General features: G+C 44.3%; 13 protein-coding genes and 2 pseudogenes. 2 read left to right on the top strand and 13 right to left on the bottom strand.

The genetic code is table 11. The features are described from left to right. Window positions 1-69 precede the first annotated feature (69 nt). On the bottom strand, window positions 70-780 hold the full coding sequence (locus ACWYU8_RS13330) for a phospholipase D family protein (RefSeq protein WP_457520138.1): 711 nt from the start codon (window positions 778-780) through the stop codon (window positions 70-72). A 263-nt stretch (window positions 781-1,043) separates the two neighbouring features. Between ACWYU8_RS13330 and ACWYU8_RS13325 the strand changes: the two genes are divergently transcribed. Further along, window positions 1,044-1,415, top strand: coding sequence for a regulator (locus tag ACWYU8_RS13325; protein WP_457520137.1), 372 nt, complete (start codon window positions 1,044-1,046; stop codon window positions 1,413-1,415). Between the two features lie 572 nt (window positions 1,416-1,987). Here the strand turns inward: ACWYU8_RS13325 and ACWYU8_RS13320 are convergent. From ACWYU8_RS13320 to ACWYU8_RS13280, 9 genes are all read right to left on the bottom strand, one after another. Then, on the bottom strand, window positions 1,988-2,503 hold the full coding sequence (locus ACWYU8_RS13320) for a DUF1554 domain-containing protein (RefSeq protein ID WP_457520136.1): 516 nt from the start codon (window positions 2,501-2,503) through the stop codon (window positions 1,988-1,990). 553 nt (window positions 2,504-3,056) lie between these two features. Then, window positions 3,057-4,241: a hypothetical protein gene (locus ACWYU8_RS13315; RefSeq protein ID WP_457520135.1), complete on the bottom strand. Its 1,185-nt coding sequence runs from the start codon at window positions 4,239-4,241 to the stop codon at window positions 3,057-3,059. Next, the gene (locus ACWYU8_RS13310; protein ID WP_457520134.1) at window positions 4,234-5,568 is read right to left on the bottom strand and encodes a zonular occludens toxin domain-containing protein; all 1,335 of its coding nucleotides are present in this window, start codon (window positions 5,566-5,568) and stop codon (window positions 4,234-4,236) included. Before ACWYU8_RS13310 ends, ACWYU8_RS13315 begins: the two co-directional genes overlap by 8 nt. A gap of 11 nt (window positions 5,569-5,579) precedes the next feature. Further along, the gene (locus ACWYU8_RS13305) at window positions 5,580-5,909 is read right to left on the bottom strand and encodes a DUF2523 domain-containing protein (protein ID WP_457520133.1); all 330 of its coding nucleotides are present in this window, start codon (window positions 5,907-5,909) and stop codon (window positions 5,580-5,582) included. Next, on the bottom strand, window positions 5,909-7,288 hold the full coding sequence (locus tag ACWYU8_RS13300) for a virulence factor TspB C-terminal domain-related protein (RefSeq protein ID WP_457520132.1): 1,380 nt from the start codon (window positions 7,286-7,288) through the stop codon (window positions 5,909-5,911). The genes ACWYU8_RS13305 and ACWYU8_RS13300 overlap by 1 nt, the downstream gene beginning before the upstream one ends. A gap of 284 nt (window positions 7,289-7,572) precedes the next feature. Further along, window positions 7,573-7,773, bottom strand: coding sequence for a hypothetical protein (locus ACWYU8_RS13295; RefSeq protein ID WP_457520131.1), 201 nt, complete (start codon window positions 7,771-7,773; stop codon window positions 7,573-7,575). 263 nt (window positions 7,774-8,036) lie between these two features. Beyond that, the gene (locus ACWYU8_RS13290; RefSeq protein ID WP_457520130.1) at window positions 8,037-8,342 is read right to left on the bottom strand and encodes a chemotaxis protein; all 306 of its coding nucleotides are present in this window, start codon (window positions 8,340-8,342) and stop codon (window positions 8,037-8,039) included. An 83-nt stretch (window positions 8,343-8,425) separates the two neighbouring features. Next, the gene (locus tag ACWYU8_RS13285; RefSeq protein ID WP_457520129.1) at window positions 8,426-10,450 is read right to left on the bottom strand and encodes a replication endonuclease; all 2,025 of its coding nucleotides are present in this window, start codon (window positions 10,448-10,450) and stop codon (window positions 8,426-8,428) included. Then, window positions 10,443-10,745, bottom strand: a complete 303-nt coding sequence (locus ACWYU8_RS13280) for a hypothetical protein (protein WP_457520128.1) — start codon at window positions 10,743-10,745, stop codon at window positions 10,443-10,445. The genes ACWYU8_RS13285 and ACWYU8_RS13280 overlap by 8 nt, the downstream gene beginning before the upstream one ends. A 188-nt stretch (window positions 10,746-10,933) precedes the next feature. Here ACWYU8_RS13280 and ACWYU8_RS13275 point away from each other — a divergent pair, with 188 nt between their 5' ends. Then, entirely contained in the window at window positions 10,934-11,302 is a 369-nt protein-coding gene (locus tag ACWYU8_RS13275) for a DUF3693 domain-containing protein (RefSeq protein WP_457520127.1), read from the top strand. A gap of 160 nt (window positions 11,303-11,462) precedes the next feature. Here the strand turns inward: ACWYU8_RS13275 and ACWYU8_RS13270 are convergent. From ACWYU8_RS13270 to ACWYU8_RS13260, 3 genes and pseudogenes are all read right to left on the bottom strand, one after another. Next, window positions 11,463-12,965, bottom strand: a pseudogene (locus tag ACWYU8_RS13270) (ATP-binding protein); the annotation flags it as partial. 4 nt (window positions 12,966-12,969) lie between these two features. Then, window positions 12,970-13,644, bottom strand: a pseudogene (locus ACWYU8_RS13265) (FIST N-terminal domain-containing protein); the annotation flags it as partial. Between the two features lie 112 nt (window positions 13,645-13,756). Continuing rightward, window positions 13,757-14,113, bottom strand: a complete 357-nt coding sequence (locus ACWYU8_RS13260) for a hypothetical protein (RefSeq protein ID WP_457520126.1) — start codon at window positions 14,111-14,113, stop codon at window positions 13,757-13,759. Window positions 14,114-14,271: the final 158 nt, after the last annotated feature.

Raw genomic sequence — 14,271 nt, 5'->3', positions numbered from 1 at the left:
AACCTGTCAGATCAGATTGCATAGTGATTTTAATGCTGACAGGTAAGTCTTGGCTAAGCTACTTTAAAGTCATTCAATTTCGAGTGTTTCTGGCCAGATAAAGTAGGGGCCGAATCGCTTACTGTACTTGAATTCACCGCCTTGCTCTTTTCCTGTATCAGTTAAGGTATGTTTTCCATCATCGAAAGAAAGGTAGCCTTTGGTAACACATAACTGAAGGAAGTCTTCGGTCTTGAGTTTGTGATTTTTAGCTAGTTTAGAAGACGTAACTTTAGCTTGTTCGTCTTCAATATTTGATTGTTTAGCGTTTACAATTTCTGTTGAACTGATGGCCACTTTCTCAAGAGAGATCCTAACTTCATCGCTTATGCGGATGATGCGTTGGGCTTCTTCATATGAGTCTTTGTAAAGCTGTGTATCTTCGTCACGATCGATAAAGATTCCCATCTCGTTGTTATTGACTTGACTGAACTCGTACAAGTTCAAACTTGTGATGATACTCGAACTTTCATTCATGTAACATTTAGCGTGAAGATTCTTACAAAAGCTAGTACGAACAAAAGCGAGCCCCTTAAGCCAGTTAATCTCATCTGGTTGCAACTCGCTTTTTCCGTAAACAATTCTGATATCAATTTTTAAGCGGTCCTTGTCTTCGAGAAGTTCTTTGATTCGATCGTTAAGTTTCAGAAAAGGGCTAATAAGAATCAGCCTCTCTGATGCATTTTTGATGAGATCTTCTAAATAGTAGTTTGTAGCACTTGTATTTAAAAACTTAGCCATTTCATATCCTTGACATATAAAAATTAGCACATATTCGTTGCATTGATTCGAGCTCCAGCTAGTTACCTATTAGTCAAAATACATGACCGTTATTAACTAAAGAGGTTTCTATTACAAATGACAACGCTTCGAAATTTTTATAGCAAGTTTTTCAGAGACTTACTCACTTTATAATTCGAACCTCGCCGCATAGTCCATAATTCATAATTGATATTAATGTCACTGATGATGCATGTGATTCCCTTTATAAATTAAGGGGTTATATGACGAACTTTCGAAAGATGAGTAAGAATTACGTTTTTCGTGAATTTGTGTGTGGTTTAAGTGTAGAAGAGACAGCAACACTGTGTTTTCGGTGTGTCAGGGTGGTCAAATCGTGGGATGAAGGGGAGCCGATACCACCGGAGTGCAAACGGCTAATGAGAATGACTAAAGGAAGAGAACTGGCAGCTTCTGAGGAATGGGAGCATTTCAAAATGCACAAAGACAAACTTGAATTACCGACAGGCCAGTATGTCACACCCCAAGAAATTTTAACTGGTATCGCTCTATTAGAAATAGGAGCCGAATCAGACCTGGTGATTGCTACTAAGATAATGAAATACGTTAGAGCGATACGGCAGTTGAGAAAATAGTTCTGCACAATAAAGATTTAGAACTGCGTCGAAACGTTACTAGTGATGATTTACACAGCAGGTACCGAGCCGATACCTTTGGCGCGTCGATTGACCTCGACGGGCTTCAACATCCAACTAGTGTTTTTCTCCACATGACATGAAGCCAAACAAAGCCGAACCTTATTAGCGATGGGGTTCGGCTTTTTTGTGTGGCTCAAACTTCAAACACCTTACTTCCTACTAGCTTAAAAATGGATTCGCTTTATTTTTAATGAGTTCCCGTGGGATAACGCGCCTTTGATGTTGATAGGCTCTGCGAGGCGGGCTTAGCACGGCGGGGGGCGGCTGCATGTCGAATCAGATTTGGAGAGCTAACCGCGCCGATTGAATTAAATCGCTAACTTGGGTTTAGTGGGCGGCTTGGTGCCTCGCTTGCACTTCGTGCATTGCTTATCCCTGCGGGGCAGTATGTCATGTGTTCGCTATTGTCGGAGGATAGTAAAGTCGGATCAATAGTAGATGCGCCCACTACTCTCGGGCGCACTTGGTCAACATATTGCTACTAGCGGGGAGGAACCTTACCTGTCGGCTCACTGCTGGAAGCAATATAACGGGTAGGGAACTTCGCATGTAAATATAGAAGCTTGCGTCCAGCCCGCGTCTGTGAGAATAGCCCTGCCTAGCCCACCAAAGTAAACATTGGATGACGCTATCCATCCGCCACAGTTGTAATCACTCCAACTTGGCTCATAGGTTCCTTCGGTGGTTACGTTAGACCAAACTAAAGTATTACCAACAGATCCGCCGTACTCATCGATACTAATAGGATTCTGAAGACTACCGTCGACTAAATCATTCCAATCGTTGGCGACAATGGTCGCGCCCGCACCATCAATGGCGTCGTTGAGGACATAAGGGGTTATTGAGTGCGAGAACCTACTTACTGGCGCGTCAACAGTGGACGTCGCGAGCCACGCTTTGTACTGACCACCAGAGGGGAGCATACCTGCTTCTGAGGCTGCATCAGCGGCATTCTGGCATTTTTCATCCGCGCCCGAGATACCACCCAACTCTCCATTCCAACCGCGCCCGTTTGTGATGAACACAATTTTGGGTTCTAGATGATCGGCGCAGAATTCGGGCATGTCTTCGGTGTCGAGAGACGGTGGACTGGGACTTTCAATAATCGTCTGATATAGCCGACATGTCTGTTGTTCGTTAGTCTCAAGTGTTACTACGCGTGCCTCCAGTTCACTAATTTTCGTATTTAAAGTTGCTTCCAAGTCGTCTACCGGTGGTTTTGCATTCGCCACAGTCACAACCCCGAAGGCCATGCATATTCCAACAGCTAGAATATCATTCGTTCTATTCTTCATAATTTCTGTCTCTATGCTCGTTAACGTAAAGTGATGACTTTCCAACCCAATGACCATCGAGAAGTAGGGAAAACGAAAAACATCACTAACGCATAGATTAGAATGAAATCTAAGTGCATATTGGCTTATATGTGAGATTAATTGAGTGTAATGTCAATATTAATAAAATTAGTTCGGAGCACTTCTGATGAAGCGTACAAAATCACCTAATCGTAGGAATCTAACTTATTGTATTTTCCCGTTATTAGAGACAACTGAAAGGTGGTTATATTGTCTCTGACAGCTATGCCTCTTCCACATAAAGCAGCACACTTAGTGTTCGGTTTGCTACCTTTTCAGATTCAGAACGGAACAACAGACCGATGAAAGGGATATCACCAAGAAACGGAACTTTGATTTCTACGTTCTGTGTTTCTTTCGATGTCATTCCGCCAAGTGCAACGGTATCACCCGATTTAACCGTCAGAACGGTATCGATTTGACGCTTGCTCGTTACAATGTCACTCGCTTCAATAGACTTATCAACTCGGCTAAGCTCCTGACGTATGCGGAGTTTTATATTCCCGTTTGCGCCAATGTGGGGCTGAACGTAAAGAGATAACCCTACGTCTTTGCGCTCGATGGTTTGGAAGGGTTTATCACTCGAATCTGATTCAGTGGTATAGCTGCCAGTCACGAAAGGCAGCTCTTGGCCAACGCTAATCAATCCATCTTGGCCATGTAAGATCGTCAGCTCTGGACGGCTGAGAATTTCGGCGTTGTCATTGGATTCGATGTATCGGATAAAGGCCGTGAAGTCGTCACTGTTGGATGAGAGGTTAGGAACGCCATTCATGAATCCGGCAGCAGCTCCGGAAAAGGCCGCACTTACCACACCCGCACCCGCTTTCCAATCGACGGTTAAATCGGACAGGTTGCCGCGAGAGGTTTCTACAATAACGGCTCTTACTTTTATTTGGCGCATCGGCTTGTCAATGTAGCGAATGAATTCTTCAACAGATGGGTGCATGTTCTGGGGAGCTGTGACCATTAAGGCGGTCCCCGCGATAATGCTCGAAACATGAGTCACATCAGGAACGTCGAGAACGGAAGCTTGCACTCGAAGTGATGCAGCTAATGAGTCTTTGAGATCATCGGCGGCCATGAATTCGAGTTTGTATGTTCGAGTGGTAATGAGGTTCCCCGCGTCGAGCTGGTTACGCGGCTGTACTCGAATCACGCTATTGGATTCGATGTAAGTGAGGTTGTGTGCTCGCATGACGCTAAACCAAACATCACGAAAGTTAGCCGCGCCGGATGCCTGATAGATTTTCAGTTCACCATCAATAGACGGGTCAGCAACAATTGTCTTTTGGAAGGTTTGACTCGCGATTATGAAAAACTCGTTCAGTGTCTTACCGGATAGGTTTGACTCGAACGCATTCGCCAGTGGTGAAATCAGCATGAGTACCAGTAAGAATCTAGCCATTGTGAATACCTCCTTTGTTGAGTCCGTTGGCCGTGTGAGTTTTTCTATTTCGTTTCTTTCTTTCGCCGTCTTCCTGAAGATCCGAAAAAGGATCAAAGTAGCCATATCGCGCAATGTTCTCACAGTGGTTATCGCTGATTGCATAGCGGGTCATTTGCTGAGTGAAGCAAGCGCAATTGGAATAGTTAACGACGCAAGTTAATTGTGGATACTGGATAGCCTCGGCTGTTAACTGCGAATAGGCAGGGGCAGAGAACGGAAGCGATTCTTCAGCAGGAAGTAATCGAGTGATGTAGTTTTCACTCTTTTGACCAGGATAAAAATGATTGGCAGTGTTAGCGCCAATTACTGAGGAATGCGCTGACTGAAAATCTTCAACGGGTGTTAACTCGGTCGCTTGAACTACTGAGTTTTGATAGAAGTAGTAAAAGCCATAAGCACACACGGACAGACCAGCAACAACAAAGCCGAGCATGGTTAGCCCTTTTTTGATTTGTGGGTCGAGCTTAGGCTTTTGCGTGTGTTTAATCGCACTGAGGTAAACGCCATAGAAATTGGAATCACGGCGGATCTTCTTCTTTTCAGCCTTGGCCAAATCTGCAGGAGTCTCGATACCTTCGATGTGCTCGTATCGATGCAGCGCATCACCACCGATAAACTCTAAATGAACATGCGCTTGAATACGGCGTCTGATAATTTGGTCAACGTCTCGAAAGTCCTGAGACACAAAGACCAAATCCGAACCACCGTGACGGCTCTTTGTCATCCATTTCAGTGCGTCAGTTGGTTTGGAGCTTCCACCGCGAGGAGGCCAGATATTCTGAACCTCATCAACGAAGATAACCGAACCCGCCGGAAGATTGTGGATCTCCAAAGGGTTATCAAAACTTTTCCAAGATAGACCAAGCTCGATAATGTGCGAGGCTTCAATCTCGGATTCATCGATTTCAAGAACGTCCAACGCCTCTTGGAGTTGAACCAGTCGTTTCTTGGAGGCGGTCTTTTTGTACCAGAAGAGCCATTGCTCGACAGGGTTGTGTTTCGAATACTGGTAGGCCAGATACGGGAAGTCTTCAAGCTCGGCTAGCCGTCCCTCATCTTCGATTTTCAGTACCTTCTTTTCTAATGCTTTGTTGTGATTGTTTGCAGGCCAATGAATACCATAGAACCAACCTTGGAAACTGTCACAAACGGAGTAATCCAGAAGGAGAACGCGCACGCCATGATAATAAATAGGGCGACCGATGAAGGATTCTGTCTCGATGAGTGTTTTCACCGCGTGGAGAGTTTTACCCGTACCCACGCCACCACTAAAAGCAAAAAACATAAGTCAGACTCCTAGACTGGGCTGGTTGGTTTTCGCCACGACGGACGATAACCGGTTGCACCCATCAAGCCGTTAAGCGTGAATGAAAAAACGAGGCACGAGAGGATCACGTTAATGCACGTATCAATGGCCGCGAGTGCCATAAGTTGCGCCAGCTTTGAAGGAACGCCCGATATATTCGCTTGGATATAATCGGCCAACATATCGAGAAAGGAATTCACACCCGTATAAGCCACCAAACCGAACCCGATAGAAATAGCGACGTACGTCGCCAGTGTTCGCATGATTGCTGGAAGTAGCGGGACTAAAACAGTTGCAAAAAAACCAATGACGTAAGGCATTAGAACGCTCCTTGTGTTCTACCAATTAAAAACAGTCCCGCAATCCAAGCCAAAATCACGTGGATTGGTGCTGCGATTCTCGCGTAGTGACAAGCGGGTTCGAAAGATATTTCAATCGTTGTGCTTCCGGAAAAGTGACTGAATGTGCTGCTCTCTGGTGCGGGGCAAGTTGCGTTACCAAAAGAGACTCCATTAGTCATATATTTCGAATCAATCTTTGAAAAGTCGAGTACATCTTTATCTACGAGTTCATCAGTCCTATCCGTACCAAATAGCTTGTTCATTTCATTTTCGAGTTTGCTTAGTTCTCCAGTAGGACAAGAATTCTCGTACTCAATTTTTAATAATGCGCATTGAATGACATCGCCCTTACATTCAAATATGCTGAGTTCGCAATCGACTTTTGCGGTTGGCTTTTCTTTTCCTTCACCTTCACAGTTGTCATCAATTTCGCATTTAATACCTTTTAATGTTTCACCGATGCCGTCTAACTTGTTGTTCCCTTCCGCAACAGCACTTTGCAGTCCAACACCGCCACCGCCGCCGCCAGTAGGCTTGTTTTTTAAAGTCTCATGGGCTGCTTTCAATTCACCAAGTAGGTGAGTTTGGTATTCACGCATAGTGTCGTTATCAATCTTGGTTGTGTTAGTCAGGTCCTCAAGTGTATTGTCGATATTTTCAAGCCACTTATTTGCCTCGCTCAGTTCACCCACAATAGCGTTATCGCCTTTCGTTAAATTAGGATCATCAGGGTCTGGTTTTGGGTCAGGGTTCGGTTTTTCTACTGGGTCATCCGGTTTTCCTTTACCGTCGGGATCGTAAATAGGGTCATCGCCACCGCTCCCCGAATCTGGTAGGTCAGGGCTAGGCGGTTCGTCGGGAGTAGGCGGTTCAACTGGAGAATCAGGATATTTATGGTCGGGCGGGTTAACACCAGGATTGTCAGGGTTATAAGTGCATGTTTGACCTGTATGGAAAAGATTATAACGACAAACTTTTCTACTCTGCGCACCATCAAAATAACAAAGGCCGTCAGGCATTGAGGAATGTTTATCTATTTGTGCAGCGGCGACACAATTATCAGAGCGACAAACCGACCAGCCAGTTAAACCTTCACGACCCCACGTAGTCGAGATATAAGTGCCAGATTCAGGACATTGATGAGGTTCTTTGGAAGGTTCTGAGTAACAATTTCCATTATTTTCGTTTGGATGAGACGTTGGACAACCTTGACCAGCGGGAATGGCAATAGCAACACGGAGGTTACCCGCAAAATTAGAGCCTGAACGAGCCTTACAATGAAGGTATCTGTCATCTAAAACCCATATTTCATCTGAACAGATGTTCTCATTGAAAAAGTGATAGTCACGGCTGGACATACAGACACTTGGAGATGTTGAGAAGAAAGAGGTGCTACTAGTATGAGCATCATAACATTTATAAATATCTCCAACTGGAAGTGTGTTCGTGGAAGATAATGAAAACGAAGAATAGAAAACTGCAAAAATGAGTAATATTTTAATCATCACATTCACCCAAACAGAACAAACATACCGATAAGGAAAAGGACGACGAGAAAAGTGTCATAAGTCATAACTTGCCCTTGGATCAAAAAAGGGGCGAAGAACGCCCCCTTGAGTCAGAAGAAAGAAAAAGAGGGTGATTAACCGCCGATTTTGCCCCATGCTTTCTTAGCAACGGTGATGAGGACCATTGCGCCACCCACGGCAGCAACGAAGGCACCAAAGCCAACAATCGTGCCGACTACCGCTGATGAATCAGGGCCAGTTGTGTTGGCGAAAGCAGATGCAGAGGTCATAAGAACGCCAGCCGCAACTAGCATACGAGTTTTGATATTGTTCATAGGTCTATTCCTTATTTACTTAGAGATTTTTTTCCAACACCAACAGGTCGCCAGAAACAGAGTCGCCGCTGGCATTACCTCGATGAGTTGGGCGGTGGTCATATAGTTCGGCACGATGTCAGTGAGTAGCACCGAACTAAACCCAGAAGCGCAATTGTTATTTACTATTGGTTGCTCGCAGATGAGAACGTACATACAGACCCCTTCATAAACTCCAATTACACACAACGAGTCCCAAGCTATTGCCGAGACTCAGTATTCATTTACTTATCGCCAAGCACAGGCAGGGCGTAGAGATGGAAACCTTCAATAGCAACGTGCTTACCATCGTCATTGGCGAAGCTGAACTTCTTGTGTTCAACGTCAAACATGATGCGTTTGCCAATCGTGCGTTTAAGCAGTTCGCCTGCTTTGCCGTTGTCCCACAGTTCAGGAGACACACGTACTTCAATCGTGTCAGTCGGATTGGTGGTGATGAGGCGCAACTTGCCATTGGTCTTTTGCTCGCCGTTGCGGTCTACCTTGGTCTCTTGAGTGATATCAGATTCATCTAGAATCAAGCCTTCCATTCTCATAATCGTTTGCCCTTATTTTTACGTTTAGTTGTTGGTTTAAATAGAAAAGACAGTTATTGACACAAGTCCAAGGGAAATCAGTGCCACCAATCTGGAGGGGCTTCGCCCTCCTTATTGGTTGGCATGATTTCCTCTGGCGCTGTGAGCAACAACGCTTCCATTTCTTCATACATCGTTAGGTGTTTTTCATACTGGCTGTATAAGTCTTCACACATGCGCTGGTACTCTTGTTCGCGCTCTAGTGCATCAAAGTAATCGACCACGTTAGACATGATCCCTTGTTGAGCACGTAAGAATTTCTCTTTGTTCTCGGTCTTCCAGTTACGGAAACGAGTGGCGATAAACACCTTCTGAAACATCAGGCCGTTTAAGCGCGCCTGAGCCATATCGCCGTAGCGGGTAGGGGAGTATTCACCACCGGAGGCAATCAGCTTTTCAATTGCATTAGATACGGTGTATTCCGCTTTAACAGTTTGGTCTTTGCGTTTGACGAACACGCCGCCCATGGCATAACAAAAGGCTTTCCAGTCGCCCTCATCAGCAGCGCGGCGAACGCTCTCTAACAGAAAGTGTTCGTCTTGGTTTAGGTCAGTGAACAAGGCGTCATCCTCTTTGAATTCCTCACGTAAACGACGCATTTCGCGCCATACCGTGACAGATGGACCACCAATAAATTGAAATTGGCGTATCTGATTAACGCGAGCCCACGTGACAACGCGCTCAGCCGCATCAGAGCCAGAAAGAGACGAGCCCTTATCAGAATCGATATGCTGACCATCAATGTTTTTGCTTAGGTATTTCGCGACGTAGCCAACTGCCGAACCCTGTGACCAGTCGATCACCTCGGCTTTAAAGCGAAACTTCTTCGCGCCTTTTTCCTCTGGTGAATCGGCCATGGCCAAGCGTCTAAACTCGTTCGTGACCAGTTTTCGGCTCGACTTTTCCATAAACAGCAGCATGTGGTGATGCGGTGTGCCGTCCTGATGAGGCTCAACGATGCGCATCCCGTACACTTTGACTTTGTTCTTATCAAGGAACTTACGCAGCTTTGCCCAGACTGACATGAGATAACCGTGAGCCTGTTTCGCGTCGGGTTTGTCGGCGTTAATCCAGTTGGAATTAACCGTTCCGTTTGATACGCAGTGGAAGCGAGACGGAGCCGTCACCGTAAAGAACACCGCATCATGATTCGATTCTTGTGCTATTTCCTCAAAGCCGCGCAGACGCACGAACATCTCAGAACGGCGAATTTCGGGATTAGAAACCGACTTGGCTGAAAGCTCACTCAGTGTGAAGTAGTTAGAGAGATCGTTTTCGTCGTATGCGACCGTATTGTCTAACGCGATACGGTTAGAGCTATTGCGGTCGCGTTGACGATGCAGCGAGAAATCAGAGCAGTAAACCTGCTTACGGCGTTGAACGAGTGCCAAATCACGGGCAACACATTCCACCTCGTAAGCACACTTACGGCGAAGCTGGCGAACTAACCAGTGTTCATCAAGCGCACGGTTAACCAGAGCAAAGAGTTCACAGTTGTTTTCTGCATGACCGATTGCCTCGTCAGAAAACGCCAGACCGAGTGAGTCGAGAAGCTGAACAGCTTTATCAAAACGAGCTTGTGAGAATTCCTCGGGTATCGCGTTGATCACACGAGCAAAATCTCGAGACTTGCGCTTAGCTAACGCGCTGATTTCATCGTCTGACATCGCATAACTGTAACCGTGCGTCGTTAAACGCTCGTGAGCGTCATTCACAGCGCGAGCCGCTTCGACTGCATCACGAGCCGTTAAGATATCCGTGTAAGCACGGGTCATATGTGGGGCAAATGCGCCGTTACGATGTAACGATTTAGGCAGGTCAAAACAAGGGTTTGAAGTAGGGCGCGTAATAAAATCTGACTTATCGTGTGAGTAGATTTGCGCGTCTAATGCAGACATCACGCGCGCCGCCATTGGGTAATCTGGGCGTGTGTGGTCGGTATAAGTAAAGCGATGATTGAACAGGTTGTCAGCAATATGCGCGGTCGAGTTCCACGAGTGAACAGGAACAAACTCGATGTATTCTTGTTTACCTGATGCGATATCGACAACCAATTCACGCATGATTACGAATACCTCTTTCTAAGTAAGCATCCGTCAAGCGGTCAGAGTGTTCTTCATACGCTTGCAAAGCATCGTCATTATCTGGTTCAGATAAGTCAAAAAGAGCAAAATCAGATAGGCCATGAAGAACATGATTTTCGTCGTTATCTACGATTTGTTGCGCTTGAGCATCACACGATGAGCAGCCACAGAACTGGCCGCCACAAGAGCACAGCTCATCTTCGCTATGACGAGCATCAGAATAGATTGAGACTTTGAGACAGTCCTGACAAAGCACAAACTTAGAACGAGACATAACAACCACCTTGACGAGTTGAATTGATAGAATGACCGCCAAAGCCAAGACGTACGCGTCAAGGGCAAACGCCCCAAGCCGAGGCGGTCTAAATTCGATTTATCGGAACTATAATTGCGATAAATCGAATCTACAAGATGCGAAAAATCGAACTTTTAGGGCTAGAATGGAAAAAAAAGGAGGTGCTTATGTACGCCAATGAACTATTAAACGCCTACAAAAAGGCTCATAACTACGTACAAGACAAGCAGATTGCCCACGATTTGAATTTGCAACCGAACAAGATAAGCAAAATAAGAAAAGGCATTCGCTATGTGTCTGATGAAGAAGCAATTTTTCTTGCGAACGGTGCAGGTATTGACCCTGAACTTGCTTTGTTAGGTTGTCACGCTGATCGCAATGAAAATCCAGCTATAAAAAGCATGTGGGAAAGCATTGCAAAAAAGTATAACGGGCTTGGATTATCAGGGATATCAATGGCTGCGGCTGGTTTGGCGGTGGTAGTTTCGAGTCCGGTGAGATCCACGATTCAGTGCGCATTATATGTGTTATGTTAAATATAATGTTACGCTACGTGAAAACTTGTTCAGTTAAGTCTCCTATCCCTCTCAGTTTGAATGTAATCTAGTGATATGAAGTCGTGATTAAACATAATGGCTATTTACCATAAAATACTTAATATAGATCTTAATAATCTATCGATTGTTAAGATCTATATTAAGAGTGATCATTTCCTGTTATCGTTTGGATGACTTCGTAGATATCTTGTCTACGAACTGGTTTGGAAATGAATCTGTCCATGCCGGCATCCAGGCACTTGTCTCGGTCGCTTTCTAAAGCATGTGCTGTCAATGCAATGATTGGTATTGTTATTCCTTTTCCTCGAATCAGACGAGTTGCTGTAATTCCATCCATCACTGGCATAGACACGTCCATCAGAATCATATCGATTGATGAACTGTGTTCTTCTAAAAATGCCACTGCTTCTGCACCATGATTTACAATGTGGACGTTGTGACCGAGCTTGTTCAAAATTAATTTAATAACGAGCTGGTTTGATTGAGTATCTTCTACGACGAGTAGATTCAGTGCCTTAGTAGCTCCGTTCGCTTCTATTTTTACTGGTCGATTTTGACTAAACCGTGTTAAGACGGGAATCTTTACGACGAACAGCGAGCCAGCATGTTCTTCACTATCCACTGTAATGCTACCGCGCATCATTTTTACTAAGTGCTTTGTGATTGCGAGCCCTAATCCAGTGCCACCAAACCGCCTGGTTATCGATCTATCTCCTTGGTGAAATGCAGTAAAAAGTCGTGATTGTTTGGCTTTTGAAATTCCAATTCCTGTGTCAGAGACGGCAATAATCAACTCGTCTTTTTGTTCTTGTATTGACACGTTGACTTTACCACTATCAGTAAACTTAATCGCATTACCAATCAGGTTAAATAAGATTTGAGATATCCTTGTTGAATCAATCCAGTATTGTTTGTCTGAAGGCAGTGTACAGTTAAATTGAAAACCTAGACCTTTGTTTTTAGCTAATTGTTTTTGTTGGGAAATAATAAATATTACAGTGTCGCTTAAATGAGTCCACTGTTCATGTAGCTGAAAACTTCCTGACTCTATTTTGGATAGGTCGAGTATGTCGCTGATTATCGCGAGTAGCAGGTCGGCTGAACCTTCCATTTGGCTGAGTGCATCAAACTGCTCATTAGATAAGGTTGATTGGCGAAGGATATCGAGCATACCTAAAACGGAGTTTAGTGGCGTGCGAATTTCATGACTCATCATCGCCAGAAATTCGGATTTAGATTGGTTAGCGAGTTCTGCCTCTTCACGAGCTTTGGCAAGTTGTGTCGTTCTAACATCTACGATACGTTGTAACTTTTCTTTCGTTTCAATATCAATGACAGCACGTTCTATTAAGGGGCGAAAACGTCGAATGGTCTCTCTGTTTTCAATACTAAAATGCCCTTTTTGTCCCCCAATTAATAAAATAATGCTCTGTGTTACTTCAGAGCGAATTCCTGTCAGAATGACCGAGTTAACGTGACTTTGGACTAAGACATTTAAGTTAGAGAACTCACCTAATCTTAACGGTTCGAACAGTAGGATACATTCACCATTTAGGGCTCTCTCTATAGTGTTACCGTGTAACCAATCAACTGTGTCGAATACACGATTTGTAGATATAAAGGTTTTGAAAGTATGTCTGTTAGCGCTCGAGTGCAGGTTCACCATCAATTTCTAAAAGACATCTGCCTTCAGTTTTGGTGGCTATACCTTTTACCTTTGTTGGTGTATGCCCTGCACTAAATGCGATATCGATATGTTGAGAGGAGTAAAATAATGTAAGGCTTACTCCTTCTTGTGTCTGCCCTTGTGTGGTGATCACTGACCATTTACCCAAAATGTTGTTGTCGGCAGCTGACCCTCCAATAATTGGTACCAGTGTACCAAACCGTTCATCGATAGACTCAATGACCAATTCTTCCTGACCTGGCGTGGCATGCAGTAAGATTAGATCAGGGACTTCCCCTATTCTATTGGCATCTTCTAGTGCCATATCCAGAGCGCGCATCACCCCCTTGTTTTGAGTACATTGAGATATGCCCGTACCATAGGCATGAGGTTCTGGGTCATAGATGGCTAATGCAGCGATGACTGGTCCTACATGAAATCCTTTATCCGTCATAACTGCCTGGCAGGAGCTTGCTCCGTGAAAAGGTATGTGAGGAAAATGTTCTAGCATAGCCGTGCGAATGCACTCAGAATCGTACTCTTCTGTGTAATAACAAATAACGTATGCCAGGCTCGGCTGGGTCAGTTCAGAACGAAGTTGTTCGATGGCTAAGTGTTCATCGGGTATATGAGTAAAAACTGATTGGCACTGCATATGACTTTAATTTTGTGTTTGATGTTCTAGTTATACCACTCTAACGAGCTATCGCTACGAAAGACGATGACCGTTCTTTAAGAAGTTTCGATTATCGCGTGTCATTTCTTATTTATAAATGCACTACGACAATATTTTGTTCTATTTTGAGTGTAATCATTTGGGCCGGTGAAATAGATTCCCATTCGATGATTTGATTAAATTTCCGCACATCTTTAAACACACCCGATTGATCTGGATCAATTTTCAGACTGCTACTTTTTGGGGTTTCGAACGATATTCCCATCGAATTACGATTAATTGAGATTTTCTCCCCAGATATTGTTAAATCGCATCGTTCTTTTTGTGAGCAATCAACGCTATCAGGTGTCTCGTATGTAAAGGTACGCCAGAAAAATGCACCAACTAAAATACTGAGCATGATTAATATTTGTGCGAGTCGTGCCTTTGTTAACTTTTGTGCCGGCATAATTACCAATATCCTTGTTACAAACTTCAAACTTTTTAAATAAAAAATGTTTTCCCGAGCTTCAATAAGGTTACTACCCTGTCATTGAATTGTTAATTCAAGTATAGTGTCGAGCTGAAAATGCCACTTTTTATTAAAGTCAGCAATAGAAATAAAGT

This window comes from Vibrio limimangrovi (assembly GCF_054064025.1).
Note: the sequence above shows the minus strand (reverse complement) of the source record. Positions and strands in the feature narration are given on the sequence as shown.